This is a genomic window from Nonomuraea candida (assembly GCF_000725485.1).
Lineage (GTDB): Bacteria > Actinomycetota > Actinomycetes > Streptosporangiales > Streptosporangiaceae > Nonomuraea > Nonomuraea candida.
Genome location: NZ_JOAG01000036.1, coordinates 168,800 through 190,133 on the forward strand (window position 1 = coordinate 168,800; position 21,334 = coordinate 190,133).

Sequence of the window (21,334 nt, forward strand, 5' to 3'; positions counted from 1 at the left end):
ACACATCATGATCCATTTGTCATCCTCTCACTCGCCCAAGAGCAGCGGCCCCGCCTCGCCGGGAGCAGGCGGCGAATGCGGGGCCGGATGCTTAATCCGACTGTCAGCTCTTCAGCGAGATGAGTTTCCCGGGCGCGGTCCTGTCTTCCTTGCCGAACAGCAGGGCCGCCGTCTTCTCGGCCGCGGCCGAGGCCACCTGCGGGTAGACGGAGGTGTAGGTGTCGGCGGTGAACGCACTGGAGGTGTGCCCCAGCGTCTCCTGCACGACCTTCATCTCCACTCCGGCCGCCAGCATCAGCGAGGCCGCCTGTACCGCTTCAAAACTCGAGAACATGGTCTGAGCTGGTGTTTCTTCGGGTTGGTCAGGCAGCACGGTGGTACTCGTTGATGACTCCGCTGAACACCTTTGGCCGCTGAACCCGGCCTTCCAGCGGCACCACGACGTCCTCGTCTTGATCAGGTGGGCGTTGTTGACGGGACTGGTGCGGGCGATCTGCGTTGTAGTGCTCGGCGTACTCGTCCAGAACCGATCGCAAATGACCTTCGTCGTATATCAGCATCCGGTCGATGCACTCGGCACGGGCGGTTCGGACCCAGCGTTCGGCGTAGCAGTTGGCTCGAGGCGTCCGTGACGGAGTCGTGATCACCGTGACGCCCAGGCTGGTGAAGATCTCGTCGAAGGCGGCGGTGAACTTGGCGTCCCGGTCACGGATGAGGAATCGAAACGACCTGGCTCGGTGCCCGAGATCCATGAACAGATTCCTCGCCTGCTGAGCCGTCCAGGCGCCTGTTGGGTGAGCAGTAACGCTCAGAATGTGCACGCGTCGCGTTTCCACCTCCATCACGAACAACACGTACAGGCGCTTCAAGAAGACCGTGTCGACGTGGAAGAAGTCGCAGGCGAGCAATCCTTTCGCCTGCAGCCGCAGAAACGTCCGCCAAGAGGTATCGAAGCTTCGTGGCACCGGCCGGTGCCTGCGTGAACGTAGGATCGATACACGGTCGCTTCACCCACATGCACGCCGAGTCGAACCAGCTCACCATGTACTCGCCGGTACCCCCACCTCGGGTTCTCGCGCGCCAGGCGGAGAACCAGATCCCGAACCTCTTTGCTTGTTCCGGGACGGCCGGCGCGGTGTGGGTGGGTCCACGAGCGTTTGATCAAACGACGATGCCAGGCCAGGAGGGTGGCGGGGGTTACGAGCCGATGTGTTCGTAGCACCGACGGCAGGAAGCGGGCCAACCCCGCCAAGAGCGCCCGTTCGGCCCAGTCCGGCCTCGGCCGAACGACCTGACGCTTCAACACGGCGACCTCATGCCGGAGCACCATGATCTCGACATCCTTGGAGGCCTGACCACGCCCCAGCCACACCAACCAGCCGAACACCCGAATCAAGGTCAGATACAGCAGACGAACCGACACGGACCGCGATCTTGCCCTTGGGGCCTCTGGAGGTCAAAGTCGCAGATCAAGCACCACGCGATGAGTTATGACCCAGTACAGGTCCCGCTGGGATCCCGTGTTCGGCACGACCACGATCACCAGCGGGCGGGCGGCACTCCTTGAGGGCCTGCCGTGTGCCGTCGTCCTGGACGATCAGCGTCTCGTGCACGTCGCGAGACCCGCGCGCCAGCCCTGAGCGGTCCTCGTGACCGACGGGGGTCGTAGCGGGCTCACCGGCTGCGAAGCCGGCGCGATCCGGCGAAGGGACAGAAAAGCTGACAGGGCCCACGCATCCTGCCGGGTACCGGTCAGGGCACCGGCGCCAGGAGGTGGACGCGGCGTCCGTTGTCCAGAGCCATCACGCAGGGCAGGCTGCCCAGGAGCCTTTCCGCCCTGCCCCCGATGACCGTGGTCTCGGGGTCCGGCGGGTCCCACCGGGACCATCCCCCACCCGCGGTGGAGGCCGCCCACACCTGATGGTCGTTCCCGACGACCCACATGAGGCAGGCCGTCGGATTTCCCGGATCTTGGAAGGCGCCGATCGTGGCGCGGAGGCGGGCGTCGGCGGGGCGGCCGTGCGCCGTCCACTGCGAGGCGCCGTCCGGAGACCATCGATGGCTCCACACCTGGCCGCTCGGTGAGCCGACCACCATGATGTCCAGCGTGGCGGAGCCGGAGGGGACGGAGACCTGCCCGACATGGATGCCGGCGACGATCTTCTCGGCCGGGGCGGGGGTGCCCAGGCCGATCCAGCGGAACGCGGTGCCGTCGGGCACGTTGATCCACAGGTGCCCGTCGCCGGTGACGACGGCGGCGGCCGATCCTCCCGAGGGGAGGGGCTGCGCGCCGATGACGGCGAAGATCAGTTGGCCTGGAGGGGTGCCGCGATCCGTCCAGAGCCCCCCGCTCCCCGACGCGGAACGCATCCACAGCCGCCCGTCGTCGGCCAGCACGTGGACCACGGGGGAGGCGGAGACCGGGATCGGGGCCACGCCGGTCTTGACCGATCTGCCGGTGGGAGCGCCGTGGTCGGCCCAGGTCCATTCCTCTCCGTCGGCCGTTCTGGCCCACAGACGGCCGTCGCTGCCGATCACGAATATCGAGATGCCGCCGGCCAGGGCCACGATCCCCACGCCTGCCCTGCAGACGACGCCCTCGGCGGGTGCGCCATGGTAGGTCCAGGTTTCGGACTGGGGGATGAAGTGGCCGTTCTCCACGCTCCGCCACACCTGGCAGTTCCACAGCGCGCCGTTCTCGTCGAGGGCGGCGACGCCGACCGAAGGATGCTCGGACGGCGGGAAGTCATGGGCTCCGACGATCGAGGTCACCGAGCCGGGGTGGTCGTGGCGCTCCCACTGCAGGCCGTTCGCGCCCGCATCGAAGGTCCACAGGTTGAAATCCCAGGAGACGCCGGCGGTGAACACGCGGTCCTGGCCGTCCGCGGCCACGACTTCGACGGCGGAGACCGGGTCGACGGAGGTGCCGGCCGGTACGGCGCCCAGCTCCTTCCAGTCGCCGGTCAGCGTGCGGGTCCAGATGGCACCGCTGATGCGGGCCATGACGACGGGCTCGCCGGGCCTGGTGTCGGGGCCCTTGCGGACCACCACGGCGGTGACGGCGGGGTTGTCCAGGCCGGCTGGATGCCCGAGATCGAACCATTGCCAGTCGCGCCCCGAGCCGACGAGCATGCTGACAGTCGCCTCGGAGGAGAAACCCAGAACGGCGCACGCCTGAAGCCGCCCTGTGTCGTCCAGGAACGCGGTGGCCGACAGCCCGGATTCGTTGAGGAGGAAGCCGGGGGGCGGATCGGTGACATCCTGCCAGGTCCAGACCGCGTTCTCGTGGAGGGCGACCTGGATGCTGCCGTCGAAGGTCTCGCGGTCACGCGCCACGGCGAAGATGTGCGGCTGCGGTTCCGATCCAGGCGCGACGGACGCGAGGGCCATGCCGAGTTCGACGGCGATCCAGTCGGCCTCCGCGGCGATGCGGAACCAGGTGCCGTCGGGGTCGAGGCCTTGACGGATCCAGGGCCGTCCGAGGCCGCTGCTGACCACCAGCGTGTGCCTGAGCGCCGCGCCCCGGGGGACGGCGCTCGCGGTGATGTCGCCGCACTCGGCGAAGAAGAACTCGCCCGTCTCCGGCGCCGGGCCGGACAGGCCGGTCCACGGCGTGGGCGTCGCTCCCCGCTGGTACGACCAGACCTTCACGTCGCCGCCCACCACCAGAGGCAGCAGGCCCCCCGATCCGCCGTCGGCGACCAGGGCCGCGTCGAGCACCTCCCCGGCGCCGGGCGGGACGCCGAGGCGCTCCCACGTCCATCCGCTCTCCGTGCGCCGGCGCAGGTAGAGGTGGCCGCCGACGGTGCCGGCCGCGATGGTGGCGGCATCGCCCACCCGGGCCCACGTGACCTCCCCGGGGCCGCCCAGTCTTGTCCAGTCGATGGCCGGCATCAGCGGCTACACCCCTGCTTTCATCGCGACATCCTTCGGTCAGCGGATCGTGTACCGGACGATGATGTGGGGGTCCGCCTGCCGGCCGCGGTGCACCACGGCGTCGTCGGCGGGGACGGTCAGCGAGAACGCGCCCGAAGCGGTGAGCTGGGCGCCGAGTTCCGGGAGCGCCGCCGCGTCCACGGGGGACGGGCCTCGTACGAGCGTCTCCCCGGATATCCCGTAGAGCTCGACCGCTTTCACGTCGATCGTCGCCGACTGGGAGAAGTAGGGGAACCAGCTCTTCTCGACCCGCAGCCGCAGGCCGTCGCCGCCGGCCAGGAAGGCCGCCCAGTCGGTGGGGAAGTCGTGGCGCAGGCTGAACGACCGCGCGAGGGTCTGGCCCGCCGCGGCGGCGAAGCGTTCACGCAGGTCCTTGGCCACGGCGTCGGACCGCACGCCCGGCCGGGCTGTGTAGCTGATGTGCAAGACGGCGTCGGAGATGCTCGAGTAGTCGAAGGTACGCAGGTGGGGAGGCAGGGTCAGGGCCCAGGTGCTGATCGCGCCGGCCCCCTCGAACGGCAGGTAACGGTCGTCGCGCGCCCCCGCGTCGAACATGCCCGTGTCGCGTACGGCGGAGCTGGTCACCACCGACTCCAGAGCGCCGGGAAAGTCCAGGAACCGCGGATCCTCCCCGGGAAGCCGGGTGTACTTGTCGTCGATCAGCCCGGGGTCGCGGCGGATGGAGCTGCGCTGCAGCGACAGGGTGGCCGCCACGGACGTGTACGGGCCGGTCACGGCCGGCAGGCTGAGCGCCACCGTGCTGACGCGGCGCAGGTAGTGGCCGGGCGTCTCCAGGTCGTAGCGCCATTCCGGCACGGTGAACTGGCACGACCCCTTGGACCGCAGTTCGAGCAGCGCCAGCGGATCCAGCATGCGGAGCGAGACGTGGGTGGTCAGTTCGAACTCGCGCCGGTTGTGCTCCAGATAGGCCAGCTGCAGGCGGGTGAGGTCGTGGTGGAGCCGCTCTCCCGCCTGCAGGCCGCGACGGCCGGTCTCCCAGTGCGAGAAGCCGATGAAGGTCTGCCCGTCGAGCTCGGGACGCATCAGCTCCCGCTTCACGGCGTGCTCGGCCGAGCGCGCGACGTCGACCGCCGTCCGGTAGTGCTCGGCGAAGCTGCGCGAGACCTCGCCGCAGAGCCAGGTGAACAGCTCGGTGTTGGTGTCCTTCGAGGCCAGGTAGGCGTCCACCTTCTCGGCCCGCTGGATCTGGTCGCGGGCCAGGTCGTATTCGCGCCGCGCGACCTGTTCGTGCACGAGGGCGGCGATGAGCTGGCGCCCGTTCTGCATCAGTTCCAGCGCGGCCTGGTTGCTCTGCTGGACGAAGTCGAGATCCCTGCGCTGGTATCCGGCGATCTTGGCGGCCCGGCCGCCGTCGTAGGCGTCCTGCTCGGCGGCCCCGCGGATGGCCGTGGCGAGCGTTCTGCCCACCGAGGACAGCAGGGGCCCGCCGAACTCCACGTGGCCGCCGATGCCGAACGGCTCGATGTCGACGCCCATGTTGGGCATCATGCCGAGCACGCCGTAAATGACGTCCAGGTCGATGGCGTCGCGTTGCTTGTCCCGCGAGGCAGGCAGGTGGATGTTCAGCTCGGCGTGCTCATTGGGGATCAGGTCGAGCGATCCCTGGCTCTGCGCGCCCGCCTGGATCTGCGGGTCGCCTTCCCGCGCCAGCCGCGGGGCCGGTCTGGTCTCCTGCGCGATGACGGTCGCGTAGCGTTCGACCAGCTTCTGGAGCACTTCGGAGAAGTTCGCCTCGGTCACGGTCGTGCGGGCCAGGCTGACGTCCCGCAACTTGTCGACCTCCGACTCCGGGCGGCCGAGCAACAGCTGGAAGTGGCGGTAGCGGGCGAAGGTCATGGCGCGGGTGCGCAGCAGCGCCTCGGTGCCGGCCTCGGCCTCCTTCCAGGCGAGGAAGCGCACGTCCCGGGTGAGCTTGGCCATGCCTATCTCGTGTTCCTGCCGCCGCCGGGCGAGCTCCTCGCCGTCGCGCCGTTCCATCGCCGACAGCAGGGCGGCGCCGGCCGCCTTGACCTCCGAGGTGATCTCCAGCGCCTTCTGGATCAGCCGCGTGGCGCGTACCGGCGAGGCGGGCGCCCGGGTGCCGGCGACCGCGCCCGCGATGTCGATGCCCGCGGCGGTGGCGCGCGACAGCAGGCCGGGGTCCAGCGCAGGCGAGAAGAGCGCGAGCCGGCGGACGACGCCGGTGATGTCCTGGCAGTTGCGGATCTTGAACAGACGGTCGGCGACGGTGTCCCAGTAGCCGAGCAGCTGGTCGTTGCGCGGGACGCAGAAATAGAGGCTGCGCCCGATCCCCAGCAGCGCGGTGCCGTTCGCTCCCGTTCCCGGCGCCCCGGAAGGCGGTGTGTTGGCGAACGGCAGCTGATTCTCCAGCTGGACCAGCACGTTCCCGAAGGCCCCGAGCCCGGCCTCCTTGAGCTGGCCATAGGTCATCCGCGGCGCGGCCCGGTGCCGGGGCACCTGGGCCGGACGCGGGCCGAGGATGTTCGCGGCCAGCACGTACAGCTGGGTCGCCTCGTTGATCGACTCGGCGTTGTCGAGCCGGAACAGGCTGTCGCCCCAGGCGATGAGGTTCTCCACATACTTCATCACCACGTAGTACTGGTACGCGACCACCCGGGTCCTGGCCACCCGGTGCGGGCGGAACGGCTCGCGGCGCAGCCCTTCGTAGCTGACCGCGGCCGCGGCGAGCAGGACCTTCTCCTCCGGGGTGAGCTGGGAGGGCGGACGGCTCAGCACGGCCACCAGTTCGTCGACCCTGGGCATGTCGCCGGGCCTGGGGTTGCGGAAGCGGACGAACTTCCAGAACCGCTGGGGCACCGGCGTGCCCGGGTCGGTCTCGGTGGGGTCGAAGACGTGGTGGAACCAGCGCTGGGCCTCGGCGAAGCGCTGGTTCTTGCTCAGATGGACCGCGATGGTCACCGGCGCGTGGAAGAACAGCTCCCAGTTGTAAACCGAGTACGGGCCCATCTCGCTGACGTCGATGTTCTTCGGGGACGCCTCGACCGTGAAACTGGGGTCCTCGTCGTTGGGATCGTAGATCTGCTCGAAGAAGGGCTCCGACACCTGCTGGACCGCCAGGTCGAGCAGACCCTCGACGGACTGCTGGTTGAGCCGTTCGACCAGCATCCCGACGTAGGGGTGGAAGTGGTTCTCGAACACGAAGGACGTGTCGGCCATGGCAGGATCCCTCCGCTCAGCCGGTGACGGTCAGATCGGGGAAGGTCACAGGAGCGGCGAGCGGCCCGGGAAACAGCCCGAACGGGTCGGCCCGCGGACCGAGCGCGAGGGCCGGATCGGGGTGGACGTAGAAAACGTGCCTGCTGTCCTGGAAGAAGAACGGCGCCAGGCGCACGTTCTTGAGCCGGTGCATCGGCCCTGTCGCGCGGTAGGGCGACTGGCTGGTGCGCAACACCGTCAGCTCGTGGAACGGGTCGTCGCTGAAGCTGATGACGAACGGGCCCACCTTGGAGAACTGCCGCTCGGCCGGGAATCCCAGCGAGCCGCCGGTGTCGTCCTGTTCGCGGACCGGGAGGCTGTGGGTGGTGTAGAGCCGGAAATAGGGGTTGCTGGTGCCGCTCGGGTTCAGCACGATGACGCCCAGGCTGTCGCGGACGCCGGTGGTGTCGTGCACCACGTCGGAGGCCAGTGACAACCCGAGCGGGTCACCGATCACGGTGAACTCGGCGCCCAGGTCGATCGGCCGATCGGGGTCGGAGGTGCGTGGCGACTGCCACCGGCCGTTGTAGTACTCGCTCCAGAACAGGCTCACGGTCATGGTCGCCGTCGCCCGCAGGGCCAGATCCCGCACGGCCAGATCGCCCAGCCGGGTGCCCTGCGAGGCGGTCGCCGCGAACGGGCCGGGCTGCCGCCGGTCGGGCTGCTTGGACACCGTCAGCCAGAACAGCAGGAAGCGGCCCTTCCAGATGACCGGCAGCACCGGGTCGTCCGGGACGTCGACGTTGACCCGCTCCCACGGCCGCCACGTGCCGTCCAGGACCCGGTGGAAGTAGTTGCGTTTCGCCCCGGAGGTGCGGCCGATGACGTGCACCAGCGGGTCCGGGACTCCGGTTCCCGCGGCGCTGCGCTCCTGGACGTGCATCCCGGCGATCTCGAGGTTCGCCACGTCGTCGAGCCGCTCCAGATAGTGGCCGAGCGCCACGGCGGCCGCCTGGTCGGTGATGTCGGACTGGAACAGTTCGGACTCGACCTCGCGGAAGAACGGCGACTTGTCGTCGCGCAGATCGGGATCGAGCCAGTTCTCCGGGAAGAGGAAGACCCTGCGGTTGGCCTCCCAGATCCGGTACCGCTTCATCGCCTCCCAGCGCTGCGGGTCGATCACCTCCGGTGAGACCTCGGGCTCCAGGTTGAGCAGCACCCGCGCGACGAACAGCTGCACGGTCGAGATCGCCTGCGCGATGCGGGAGGTCGTCATGCAGGGATCCATCTGCACGTCGATCAGCAGCTTCTCGTACAGCTGCTCGGGGGAGACGAACCTGCCGGTGACCTCGTCGACGGTCAGGTCGGGGTCGGGATTCTCCTGGTGCAGGACCCGCGCGACCAGGGCGTCGCGGGCGGCACGGCGGAGCTCGTTGTGGATCGGGCGCACCGCCTCCGCCCAGGCGGCGTCGTCGTAGCGGGCGCGTACGGCGTCGCGCAGCTCGCGCACGTCCTGCGCCGACGGGGTGGTCCTGAGGATCCGGGCGAGCGTCCCGATCGGCAGCACGACGGTGCGAACCACGTCCAGCGCCTGCGCCGTCCGCCACAGCCCCTCCAGGCCGCCCGGCTCAGGCCCGAGGTGGGCCGCGACGTCGTCCACGACCGGGCGGGCGACGCCGGTGAGCGCCGCGATCAGCGGGCCAGGGGCGGGGGCTTCCAGCAGGTCGGCGAGCGCGGTGCCGGTGATCGCCCAGCGTGCGCGCAGCTCCCGGTAGCGGGCGAGGGCGGCGACCGCGCGCACCAGTGCCGCCGGGCCGGTGGGACCGGCGGGGACGGGGACCGCGGAGAGCCAGCCGGCGCCGTCGATCAGGAGCTCCGGCAGGCGCGCCAGGCAGAGCAGTTCGCGGAGCGAGAGCCCGCAGGCCGTGGCCAGTTCCAGGGCCGCGAGCAGGCGCCGGTAGGAGCCGGTGAAGGCGTCGACGGTGTCCGCGGGGCAGCACGCGGCGCCGGGAATCGTCACGCGGCCGACCCCTTCGGCCTGCCAGCGCAGCCGCAGCGTCGCGGTCAGCCCGGTCGCGGTCAGTTCGAGCCGCACCGGCCGCCCGGCCACCAGGTCGATCGGGGCCGCGGTCCAGCTGCCGCCCTCCCTGCGCAGCGGCACCGCGGCGCCGCCGGCCTGGAGCGTCACGGCGTCGGCGTCGCTCTCGACGGTCAGCGTGTACGCGCCCGAGATCTCGGGGCCGGCGAAGGCGTCCCAGATCCCGCTGATCGGCCCGCTGGGCACTCCGGCCGCCTCGCGCAGGTCGGCCCGGCCGGGCCCGTAGTCGACCGCGGGCGCCACCGCGGTCCTGGCCGGCGCCCCGGCCGACGGTCCTGCCGCGGGCCCGGCCCAGAAACGCGCCCGCAGGCCGGTGGCGGTCACGGCGGCGAGGTCGTCGGCGACCGTCCGCCCCGGCGCGGAGCCCGGCATGGCGACGGCGTCCTCGGTGAGGGCGGCCACGTCCTCGGGGGCGGCGCCCGTCGTGGTGCCGAGCACCTCGGCCAGCTGCCTGCGCCGCAGACTCGGCCGCAGTTCCGTCAGCAGCGCCGCCCCCAGGACGGCCCGCTTGACCTCCGGATCGTCGGACGAGGCCGACCAGACGCGCCAGCGGTTCTCCAGGACCGGATGGGCGCGCAGGAGCGGCAGGTACTCGGCCTGCCCGGCGTTGGCCAGGGCGGTGACCGCCTCGGCCAGCCCGGCGGGCAGATCGGGCAGCGCGGCGACCGCGGCGGCGACCTCCGGCGTCAGCACCCCGCGATGGATCAGGAGCGAGCGGGCCGCGTCGTAGGACAGGCCCGGCGCGAGCGCCGCCACCGGCTCCGGCACCGTCGGCCGGTCCTGCGTGTACGGGGTCGTGTACGCCGACGTCCCGGCGAGCAGGCCGAGGAAGGCGTCGCTCACGTCGGGCGCGAACACCGAGGTCAGCACGGAACGCAGGGCCGCCTCGCTCCACTGCGACGGCGCGTCGCGTTCGGCGAGGGCGGCCCGGACCGAGCGCAGGACCGGCATCACGTCCGGGGCCTCGCCCGTGCCGCGTGCCAGCTCCACGACGCGGGCGACGGTGAGGCCGGAGTCCTTGATCGCCTGGACCAGGCGGATCAGCTTCATGAAATCCGGCTCAGGCCCGTCGAGCTGCGCGAACGGCTTCCAGCCGGTCGCCTCGATCAGCCCGGCCAGCTCGGCCACCCCTACGCCCAGGGCGCGCGCCAGGAAGCCGTGACGGAACAACCGGCTGACCGAGGCGACGGAGAGCGGCGTCGTGGGGCCGGCCCCGGCCGCGCGCACGACCACGGCGAACTCCTCAGCGGTGAGCTTCAGCGCCGCCTGCAGGGCCGGGCCGTGATCGAGGAGCAGGGCGTCAGGCCGGGCCGGCGGATTCCCGTCGGGGCCGGGACCGAACACCGGATCCGTGCCGAGCAGCGTGGACGGCGGGAACAGCCGGCGGAACGGCGATTGCGGCCCGCGCGAGCCCAGCGGCGCGAAGCAGCCGAGCAGCCACGGCAGGTCCTCCTCGACGTCAAGCCCGAGCAGGTCCGCCGCGGTCAGCAGGTGCCCGAGCCGGAGCAGGACGGTGTCGAAACCGGCGTCCAGGTTGCGCCGGACGTCGGCGGTCGGCGCCGTCACCGGCGCCCTCTCCGGCCAGAGCGCGGTGACCACCTCATCGGTGCGCTCGATGCTCCAGCCGAGCCGGGCCCGCAGGCGGACGAAGCGTGCGATGCCCAGCAGGTCGACCGCCCTGAGCCGGTTGCGCGCCGGATCGGGCAGCGCCCTGCGCAGCTCCATCCTCGCGAAACCGCCGGTCGAGTCCCCGGCCGGCGGAGCCTGCCCGCTGGGATCGGTGAGCACGATCACATTCATGATCCGGTCATGGTGGGCGGCCAGCCACGCGATCACGTCCCCGCCGAACGGCGCGAGATCCGCGTCCGGGCGCAGCGCGGCCAGGAACTCCTGCGCCGTCATCGCCCCGTCGCGCAGGCGCTGGATGGCGGAGAGCCCCACGCCGAGGGGATCGAGCAGGGTCATCAGATCGGCGTCGGGGTTGACGAACCGCGTCAGGAGCAGGCTGATCAGCTCCGCTGGGCTCAGGCCGAACCGGCGGGCCAGCCTGCGGGCGTTGCCGGCGCCCGCCACCAGCCGGTCCTCCGTCACCCGCGCGGGGTCGTCACCGTACAGAGCCTGGGCGGTCACCTCCGGCCCGCACAGCACGTCGCGCTCGGCCGGGCCGACCCCGGCCCGCTCCCGTACAATGTCCTGCCACGACCGGCCGTTCGCCTCGTCGGGAGCGAGCGCGGCCATCGCCTCCCCGAGCGTCGTCCCCAGCTGGGCGAGGTAGCGGCGCATCGCGGCCAGGCGCTGGTCCCACGGCAGCACCAGCGGGTAAGGGGCGCCCCGCAGGACCGAGTAGGCGGCGTCGTTCACGAACTGCGGCGAGGCCAGCAGCTCGGCGGTGCTGGTGCCCGGCGGCACGTCGTGGCCCCGATACCCGTCGATCGAGGCGTTGACCACGACGTGTTCGAGAACCTCGTTGGCCAGATCCACGTAGGGCAGCTCGACCTCGGTGTTCTCGCAGCTCAGCGCGATGTGCTGGAGGTCGGGGCGGCGGCCGAGCAGCACCTTGAGCGGGTTGTCGCCGCCCTGCCCATCGGCCGGATCGATGTCGAGGAACTCGAGCAGGTCGACCAGGTAGGCGGCCGGGCTGAGCACCGATTCGCAGTGCTCGCAGGCGCCGTAGTCGATGGGTCCGAACAGGGTCTCCAGGTTCGGCAGGGCAGGTGACTCAGCGGCGCGAGCCGCGGCGACGGGCCCGTCGGCGGCGACCGGCCCGCCTCGGGGGATCGCGTACACCTCGGGCGCGGCGCGGGCCAGCAGGTGGCTGGTGGCCGTGGCGAGGGCGGCGCTGTGGACCTGATCGCTGCGGCGGAAGACATCCCGGGCGACGTCCTCGCCGCCGAGCTCGGAGGCGAACCGGGTGACGAAAGCCGGCTCGCCGTGCAGGGCGACCGCGCGGGCGGAGTCGAAGCCGAGCGTGCGCAGCCCGCGTACCGCATCCGGCGTGGGGGCGACGGCGACGATCCGCTGCAGGGCCGCGATCTCCTCGCGCACGGCCGGCTCGACCTCGATGGCCTGCGCGTCGAGGAAGCCGTCGATGGGCTGCACGGTCAGCTCGAACCGGTCGTGGTGCTCGGTCAGGAAATCGGCCACCGCGCGGCTGGTCCCCTCCGGGCCGCCGACCGGAATCAGCCCCTCGGCCACCTCCGCGCCGAGCACGGCGGTGGGGTGACGCAGCCGCAGCTCCTCGGCGAGGAGTTCGGCGTACGCGTGCCGGCGCGACTCCTCGTCGTCACCGGGAACGTCGTCGGGCACCGGCACGCCGGCGGTGAGGTCCTCCAGCCAGCGGCCGGCCCGGTGGTAGCCGGCCGCCGCGAGATCGCCGACTCTCGCCGGGGCGGTGGCGTGCAGCTTGGCGATCAGCTGGGCGTTGTTGCGGGTCAGGCAGGCCAGCGCGCCGTCGAGTTCGAGCCGGGGCGCGCGGTCGGGGAGCTCCTCCCGCACCCGGGTCCACAGCCGCGCGGGCGAGTCCCGGTGTTCGCGGTAGAGGTGCGCGAAGCGGCGCCGGTCGGCCTCGTCGGGCAGAGCGGCGGCCAGCAGGTCGTCCATGCGCCCGTCGCCGACCCCGAGGGGGAGGTCGAGCACCGCCTGACCGGCGAGTTCGCGGATGGCTTCCAGGCCGGAGGGGATCTGCGCCGACAACTCCGGCGCGATGATCCGCTCCTCGACGGCGCGCGACCAGACGGTCTCGATCACGGCGGACGGAGCGAGCGCCCACAGGCGCGGGCCGGCGGGCAGCCCGGCCCGGTAGAGCGCGTAGTGCAGTGGAGCGGGGATGCCTGTGGTCTCGGCCTCGCGGCCGGCGAGCGAGGCCATGGCGACGGCGCGGGCGTCCCAGCCGCTCTTGGCGGCCGCGAAGGTCACGTCCCTGCGCTCGCCGTTCTCCACGAAACCGGCCAGGCTGACCGGAGTGTCCCCGAGCCCGCGGGTGATGCCGGCGACGAGGCGGCTGTACTCGTCGAGAGCCGGTGCGGCGCCCGCCGGGAGCACCACGTCGACCTGTTCGTCCGGGTTCGCGTCGAAGCGGGTCTGCGAACGGGCGATCACTTCACCGTCCCGGACCACGCGTACGACGAGATCGAGGCTCGCGCCGGGCTGGGAGCGGGCCGGTTCGGGGTCGAAGTCGAGAGTGAACGTGCCGTCCGGCCGCGGCTCGGTGACGCCGATCAGGTGCTCCCCGCCGAGGCGCAGATCGGCGACTTCGACGGCGACACCGGCGATCGGCGCGCCCGTCTCATCGCGCACTGTGCCGCCGACGTGAAACCTCATCGCGGAACCTCATCTCTGACAGGCAGTCCTGTCGAAGACGTTCTCGCCGATCATTATGTCGATCAAACCAGCTGAGTTATCAGCAAGCTACACAATGTGGCGGAGTGTGGGTACACATGGCGGAGAGAGAATCCGAGGTGCGCCGTGTCACATTCGCCCGTGTCACCTTCAGCCGCGTCACAGCCGGCCGCCGCTCGCCAGGCGGAGACCCCGCGTCCCCGCGCCCCCGAGACGCCGGCGGTGAGCCTGCCCAAGGGGGGCGGGGCCATCCGCGGCATCGGCGAGACGTTCGCGGCCAACCCCGTGACCGGCACCGGGACGGTGACGGTGCCCATCGCCACCAGTCCCAGCCGGTCCGGGCTGGACCCCGAGCTGTCCCTGGCCTACGACTCGGGCACCGGTAACGGCGTCTTCGGATTCGGCTGGAGCCTGTCCCTCCCCTCCATCACCCGCAAGACCGAGCGGGGCCTGCCGACCTACACCGACGCGGACGTCTTCCTGCTGTCCGGATCGGAGGATCTGGTGCCGGTCGCGGGGGCGGACGACATGAGCGTCGATCCGCTTTTCGCCGTACGCCGCTACCGGCCCAGAATCGACGGCCTGTACGCCCGGATCGAGCGCTGGACCCGGTTGCGGGACGGGGACACGCACTGGCGGGCGATCAGCCGGGACAACCTCCTCACGCTGTACGGCAAGGACCCCGAGTCGAGAATCGCCGACCCGGACGATCCTGCCCGGGTCTTCTCCTGGCTGATCTGCGAGACCCGCGACGACCGGGGCAACGCCGTTCGTTACCGGTACGCGAGCGAGAACGGCCTGGGCGTCGACCGCGCCCGCGCGTCGGAACGGAACAGGGGGGAGCCCGATGATCCCCGTCGTGGCGCCAACCGGTATCTCAAACGCGTCGAGTACGGAAACCGGCGCCCCCTGCTGGCCGCCGACGGGCGCCGGCCGCGCTTCCTGTCCGAGCTGCCCGCGGAGCTGACGGCGGACCCGCAATGGATGTTCGAAGCCGTCTTCGACTACGGCGAGCACGATGCGGACGATCCCACGCCGCGGCCCGCGGGTGAGTGGAGGTTCCGGGACGACCCGTTCTCGTCCTATCGTGCCGGTTTCGAGGTGCGCACCACTCGCCGATGCCAACGAGTCCTGATATTTCATCATGTGCCCGGTGGAGAGCACGGGTATGACGGCCTGGTCCGCTCCACCGACCTGGCCTACTCCGCCTCCGAGGAGACCGGGTCGCGGTACAGCTTCCTGCGTTCGGTCACGCAGACCGGCTACCGGCGGGTGGGGGACCGCTACCTCCGGCGCAGCCTCCCGCCCCTGGAGTTCGCCTACTCTCTGCCGGTAGGTCCCCGTGACGTCCAGGACATCGACCCGAGCGCGCTGCGCAACCTGCCGATCGGCGCGGACCCCGCCACGTACCAGTGGGTCGACCTGCACGGGGAGGGCGTGCCCGGCCTCTTCACCGAACAGGCGAACGCCTGGTTCTACACCCGCAACCTCAGCCCCGCCGCGGGCGGGTCCGTCGAGTTCGCGCCGGCGGAGCCGGTGGCCACCATGCCCCATCCCGGCCTGGACGGCGGCCGGGCCCGGTTCATGGACCTGGCCGGTGACGGCCGGCCCGACCTGGTCATGCTGGACGGCCCCGTGCAGGGCCTGTTCGAACACGACGACGCCCGCGGATGGCACCCCTTCAAGCCGTTCGCCTCCCTTCCCAATCGGGGACTGTCCGGCGACCAGGTGAAACCGGTCGACCTGGACGGTGACGGCCACACGGACCTGCTGATGATCGAGGACGACGGGTTCGTCTGGCATCCGTCCCTGGCCGAGGAGGGCTTCGGCCCCGCGCTGCGGACGCCACGGCCGTCGGACGAGGAGCGCGGCCCGCACCTGGTGTTCGCCGACGGCACACAGTCGATCTACCTGGCCGACCTCAGCGGTGACGGTCTCGCCGATCTCGCCAGGGTCAGGAACGGAGAGATCTGCTACTGGCCCAACCTCGGCTACGGCCGGTTCGGCGCCAAGGTGACCATGGACGCGGCGCCGCTGCTCGACCATCCGGAGCACTTCGACCAGCGCCGGGTACGGCTCGCCGACATCGACGGAACGGGCACCGCGGACCTGATCTACCTGCACGGCGACGGAGTCCGGCTCTACTACAACCAGTCGGGCAACGGGTGGAGCCCGCCCCAGCGGCTCGACGTCTTCCCGCCCATCGACGCCGCCGTGTCGGTCCAGGTCACCGATCTGCTCGGCGACGGAACCTCGTGCCTGCTCTGGTCCTCGCCGCTGCCGGGCGACACCGGCCGTCAGATGCGCTACGTGAGGTTGACCGGCGAGCACAAGCCGCACCTGCTGATCGGCATGAGCAACAACCTCGGTGTGGAGACCGTGGTGGACTACGCCCCCTCCACGAAATTCGCCCTGCGCGACGAACGGGACGGCCGCCCGTGGCAGACCCGGCTGCCGTTCCCGGTGCACGTCGTGGAGCGAGTGGAGACCAGGGACCGGGTCGGCCGCAACCGGTTCGTCACCCGCTACGCCTACCACAACGGCCATTTCGACGGCGAGGAGCGCGAGTTCCGCGGCTTCGGCACGGTGGACCAGTGGGACACCGAGGAGATCGGCGCGCTCACCGGCGCCGGCAACGAGCAGCCCGCCGCGCACGTGCCGCCCGTGCTCACCCGCACCTGGTTCCACACCGGCGGACCCGGCGGCCTTCCCCCTGACTCGCCGGTTCTTCCCGTCCTGCCGGCGGGCCTGGACCCCGGCGAGGAGCGCGAAGCCCACCGCGCGCTCAAGGGGTCGATGCTGCGCCAGGAGGTCTACGCCCGGGACGGCGGCTCCAGGCAGGAGCATCCCTACAGCGTCACCGAGCACGGTTACACCGTCCGGCTGGAGCAGCGCCGGGGCGCCGGCCGGCACGCCGTGTTCTCCACCCATCTGGCCCAGAGCTTCGAGCGCCTGCACGAGCGCGACCCCGGCGACCCGCGCGTGCGGCACTCGATCGTCCTGGAGACCGATCCCTTCGGCGACCCGCTCAAAGAGGTGACGATCGCCTACGGGCGGCGCCGCCCGTCGCCGCTGCCACACGCCGCCGACCGCGACCGGCAGACCACCCCGCTGATCACCTACACCGAGAACCTTCGCACCGAGCCGATCGATCTCCCCGACGAGCACCGCACCCCGTTGCCGGCCGAGACCCGCGTCTTCGAGCTGACGGGATATCCCCAGGAGGCGCCGACCTACCTGCCGGGCGATTTCGTCGACGCGCGCCTTCAGCCGATCTTCGACAAGGAGATCGGGTACGAGGAGACGGCGAACGGCAGCAGGCGGCGCCGCCTGATCGAATGGACGCGCGTGCTCTATCGCGCCGACGACCTCTCGGTGCTCCTGCCGCTCGGCGGGCTCCAACCGCGGGCGCTGCCGGGGGAGACCTACACCCTGGCGTTCACGGCCGGCCTGCTTGGCCACGTCTACCAGCGTGACGGCGTCGCGCTGCTGCCGGACCCGGACGCCGTGCTGCACGGCCCGGGAAGCGACCGCGGCGGGTATGCGCGTGGCCGGGACCTCACGGCCGATGGCCGGTTCCCCGAGACCGACCCGGACGGCCTGTGGTGGGTTCCCTCCGGGCGGGTCTTCCTGTCGCCCGGCGAGGGCGACACGGCCGCGGCGGAACTCGCGTACGCGCGGGAACACTTCTTCCTGCCGTGCCGGACCAGGGATCCCTTCGACAGCACGGAGTTCGTCCGCTACGACGACCACGACCTGCTGGTCGTCGAGACACGCGACGCGATGGGCAACCGGGTCACGGCCGAACGGAACGACTACCGCGTCCTTCGGCCCAGCCAGGTCGCCGACCCCAACGGAAACCGCACCGAGGCCGCCTACGACGCGCTCGGCTTCGTGGCCGCGACCGCCGTGCGCGGCAAGCCCGAGGAGAACGCCGGAGACTCACTCGCCGGCCTCGAACCGGATCCGACCGGCGAGCAGATCGCCGCGCTGCTGGACTCCCCTCTCGCCGACCCCCACGCCATGCTCGGCCGGGCGAGCACCCGGCTGGTCTACGATCTGTTCGCCTACCACCGGACCGCCGACCGGCCCGACCCGCAGCCCGCCGTCGTCTGCACCCTTGCCAGGGAGACGCACGACGCCGACCTGCCCGCGGGAACGCCGACCAGGATCCAGTTCGGCTTCACCTACACCGACGGGCTCGGCCAGGTCGTCCAGCGCAAGGAGCGGGCGGCGCCGGGGCCGGTGACGGACGGCGGGCCGGCGCTCGACGCGCGCTGGGTGGTCAGCGGCTGGACCGTCCACAACAACAAGGGGCTGCCCGTCCGCACGTACGAGCCGTTCTTCAGCGCGACGCACCGGTTCGAGTTCGGAGTGGAGATCGGCGTCAGCCCGGTCCTGTTCTACGACCCGCTCGGGCGGGTCGTCGCCACTGTGCACCCCGACCACACGTACGAGAAATCGGTCTTCGACGCCTGGCGGCACATGCTGTGGGATCAGAACGACACCGTGCTCTCCGATCCTCGGACTGATCCCGATATTTCCGGGTATGTCGCCGGGTTCTTCGCCGGGCTGCCGGAGTGGCGGACCTGGCACGCCGAGCGTGTGAACGGCGACCTGGGCCCCGCGGAGCAGGCCGCCGCGGCGAAGGCCGCCGCCCACGCGGGCACCACCACCGCGGTCCACGTCGATGTCCTCGGACGGCCCTTCCTGAACGTCGCCGATGACGGGCGGGGCCCGCTGACCACCAGGACCGTCCTCGACATCGAGGGCAACCAGCGGGCCGTCCAGGACCTGGTCGAGCCGGACGGGCTCGGGCGGGTGGTGATGCGCTACGAGTACGACCTGATGGGGAACCGGATATTCCACCGCGGCGCGGACTCCGGGAGCCGCTGGATGATCGAGGACGTCCTCGGACACGCTCTGCGCACGTGGGACCAGCGCGGTCACGGCTTCCGCACCGAGTACGACGCTCTCCGCCGCCCGCTGCGCACCTTCGCCGACGCCGAGCTGATCGAACGCCTGGTCTACGGCGAGCAGCATCCTGAGGCGTCGGCGCGTAATCTGCGCGGTGTCGTCTACCTGCAGCTCGACCAGTCCGGCGCGGTCGAGACGGAGGCGATCGACTTCAAGGGCAACCCGCTGCGGACCGCGCGCCGCCTCGCGAGCGGGGCGCGCGTCCCCGACGTCGGCGCCGCCGGCGTGCTCGACCTGGCGGAGCTGGAGGCCACGCTCGCGCCATTCCTGGAGCCCGCCCGCTATACGGCGTCGACCAGCTACGACGCGCTCGAACGGCCGACCACCGTGACATCACCGCACACGCCCGAGATGGCGGCCAGCGTCATCGGCTACTCCTACGACGCCGGCGGGCAGGTCGAACGGGTGGACGTCGGCATCCGGGGAGCCGGAGCGCGGACGCCGTTCGTCACCGCCGTCGACTACGACGCGCACGGCCGCCGCACGCGGATCGACCACGGCAACGGCGTGACGACGTCGTACACCTACGATCGGCGTACCTTCCGGCTCATCCGGATGCTCACCACCCGGGGCGCGGACCGTCTGCAGGATCTCGGCTACACCTACGACCCGGTCGGCAACGTGGTCCGGCTCCGCGACGACGCCCAGCAGCAGATCTTCTTCGCCAACCAGGTGGTCGCGCCGGAAGCGGAGTACACCTACGACGCGATCTACCGGCTGATCGAGGCGACCGGCCGCGAGCACCTGGGCCAGAACCGGGCGCCGATCCCGCACTCGGCCGACGACGCTCAACGGGTGCGCCTGCCCCATCCCGGAGACGGCCGCGCGATGGGCAGATACCAGGAGACGTACGAATACGACGGCGCCGGAAACATCCGTGTGATGCGGCACATCGGCAGAACCGGCTGGACCCGCCGCTTCGAGTACGCCGACCCCGGCGACAACCGGCTGACCGGCACGACCATCGGCCAGGACGTCGCCGAACGATACACCTACGACGCGCACGGCAACCTGACGCGGCTGCCGCATTTGAACGGCCGGAATGCCGAGCCCAACCTGTTCTGGGATCATTTCGACCAGCTGCAGGGGGCCGATCTGGGGGATGCCGGATCCGTGTCGTACAGCCACGACGCCGACGGGCAACGCGTGCGCAAAACCTGGCGGAAGCCGTCCGGCGTGGTGGAGGAGCGGGTCTATCTCGGCGACTTCGAGACCTACCGGAAGACCCAGGGGAACAAGACGCTCGTACGCGAGACGTTGCACGTGATGATCGGCGCCGTCCGCCTGGCCACGATCGAGACGCGCACGGCGGGCGAGGACCGGGGGCCGGCCCAGCTGATCCGCTACCAGTTCGGCGATCATCGCGGTTCGGCCTGCCTCGAACTCGACGACCAGGCCCGGATCGTCTCCTACGAGGAGTTCACACCGTACGGCAGCACGTCGTACCAGGCGGTCGCCGATCAGACGGAAGCCCCGAAGCGCTACCGCTTCCTCGGCAGGGAACGCGACGAGGAGACGGGGCTGGCCCATCACGGAGTCCGGTACTACGCGCCGTGGCTCGCCCGCTGGACGAGCTGCGACCCGGCCGGCCTCCTCGACGGCGTCAACGTGTACCGCTACGCCCACGGCAACCCCATCGCGATCGTCGATCCGAACGGTACGGAAGGGACCCCGATTCTCACACCCAGCGGACAGCCCACCTCGCTGTCCTGGATCGATCCCGACGAGGGTGACACCGGCACGTCGGGCATCCCGTCGGCCAGCCTGTCCGGGCGGTCCACCGTCACCTCGAGCAAAATCCCGTCGCCGCCCCCGGCCCCGCCCGCACCACCGCCCGCCCCGGCCGCGAAGGAGTTCGAGCCCGCGGTCTCGGATCCCGAGGCGTTGCGACGGGCGAAAGGCATGGGCCACATCGAGGCCGGAGACGTCGCCCAGTTCGGCAAGGGCCTGTGGAACGGGCCCGCGAGCTGGGTCGGCGCCCCGCAGTTCGACATCGACGAGCACTACGAGGGCGCGGCCGAAATGGGCAAGGAGCTCGGCAAGGACCTGGTCATCGAGGCGGCCACGGCCGGGGTCGGGAAGGTCGTGGAGGTCGTCACCCCCTACGTGCGGCAGGCCGTGCGCGCACCGGCCTTCATGTTCGTCGGCGCCGGTGGGGTGGGCGGGATGAAGGCGGGAAAGACCGCCGAGAAGGCCGTCGAGTCGGGGCAGGCCGTGAAGGGAGCCGTCAAAGCCGGGCAGGTCGCCGGGAAAATCACCGAGCCCGCGCAGGTCGCGAAGGGCGCCGCCGAGTCGGCCGGGAGCGGAGCCTCCGCGGCGTCGTCCGTGAAGCCCGACGTCCCGCTGTACAAGATCATTCCCATCGACAGGGTCGGAACGCGCAGCGGAAAGGCCTACGCCCCCAAGGTCAATCCAAAACCCGGCAGCTACCGGGGCGTCACCAAGAAGATGCGCAAGGAGGCACAGCGGATCGGCACAAAGTACAACGGCCCAGGCAAGTACGACGTCGGGCACCGTTCGCCCCTGTCCCAGACTCCCGCGGGGCAGCGCGTGCGGCTGCGGTCGGAACTGGCCAGGGAAAACCGGGCCGAGGGCAGGGCCATCGCCGAGTCGAACAAGATGCGCCGCAAAGCGGGTCTCTACACACGTTGAGGCCGTCCCCGCCGTCCTCGCCGTCCCGCTCCGCGCCGGCGAAGCGGCCGGTGAGCCCGGTCCACGCCGGAATGTTGCAGGGGTCCGGCGTGGCGGGCTCCGACCATCGGCGGGGTGGTCAGGCGGGCAGGTCGTCCACCCGAGCCGCGACGAGGC

Annotated in this window: 8 protein-coding genes; 2 read left to right on the forward strand and 6 right to left on the reverse strand. The window is 71.1% G+C overall.

The window, feature by feature from the left end; genetic code table 11:
• Positions 1–103: 103 nt before the first annotated feature.
• From IO39_RS56940 to IO39_RS59690, 3 genes are read right to left on the reverse strand one after another with little or no spacing between them, the layout of a single operon-like run.
• On the reverse strand, positions 104–373 hold the full coding sequence (locus tag IO39_RS56940; RefSeq protein ID WP_211267230.1) for a site-specific integrase: 270 nt from the start codon (positions 371–373) through the stop codon (positions 104–106).
• Complete coding sequence (locus IO39_RS56945; RefSeq protein ID WP_211267231.1) at positions 363–965, reverse strand: integrase core domain-containing protein; 603 nt, start codon at positions 963–965, stop codon at positions 363–365. The genes IO39_RS56940 and IO39_RS56945 overlap by 11 nt, the downstream gene beginning before the upstream one ends.
• The gene (locus IO39_RS59690) at positions 866–1,330 is read right to left on the reverse strand and encodes a helix-turn-helix domain-containing protein (protein ID WP_369332894.1); all 465 of its coding nucleotides are present in this window, start codon (positions 1,328–1,330) and stop codon (positions 866–868) included. Before IO39_RS59690 ends, IO39_RS56945 begins: the two co-directional genes overlap by 100 nt.
• 160 nt (positions 1,331–1,490) lie before the next feature.
• Between IO39_RS59690 and IO39_RS55025 the strand changes: the two genes are divergently transcribed.
• Positions 1,491–1,640, forward strand: coding sequence for a hypothetical protein (locus IO39_RS55025; RefSeq protein ID WP_157549110.1), 150 nt, complete (start codon positions 1,491–1,493; stop codon positions 1,638–1,640).
• Positions 1,641–1,752: 112 nt separating this feature from the next.
• Here the strand turns inward: IO39_RS55025 and IO39_RS31120 are convergent, their stop codons facing one another.
• From IO39_RS31120 to IO39_RS31130, 3 genes are read right to left on the reverse strand one after another with little or no spacing between them, the layout of a single operon-like run.
• Positions 1,753–3,894, reverse strand: coding sequence for a ligand-binding sensor domain-containing protein (locus IO39_RS31120; protein ID WP_043630416.1), 2,142 nt, complete (start codon positions 3,892–3,894; stop codon positions 1,753–1,755).
• A 39-nt stretch (positions 3,895–3,933) separates the two neighbouring features.
• Positions 3,934–7,134 carry a Tc toxin subunit A-related protein gene (locus tag IO39_RS31125; protein WP_052423584.1) on the reverse strand — a complete coding sequence of 1,067 codons (3,201 nt, stop codon included), beginning with the start codon at positions 7,132–7,134 and terminating at the stop codon, positions 3,934–3,936.
• Positions 7,135–7,150: 16 nt separating this feature from the next.
• Entirely contained in the window at positions 7,151–13,531 is a 6,381-nt protein-coding gene (locus tag IO39_RS31130; protein ID WP_157549111.1) for a neuraminidase-like domain-containing protein, read from the reverse strand.
• A gap of 240 nt (positions 13,532–13,771) precedes the next feature.
• On the opposite strand from IO39_RS31130, the gene IO39_RS31135 reads away from it, so the two are divergent.
• A complete protein-coding gene (locus IO39_RS31135) occupies positions 13,772–21,178 on the forward strand; it encodes a SpvB/TcaC N-terminal domain-containing protein (protein ID WP_052423585.1) in 7,407 nt (2,468 codons plus the stop codon).
• Positions 21,179–21,334 lie beyond the last annotated feature (156 nt).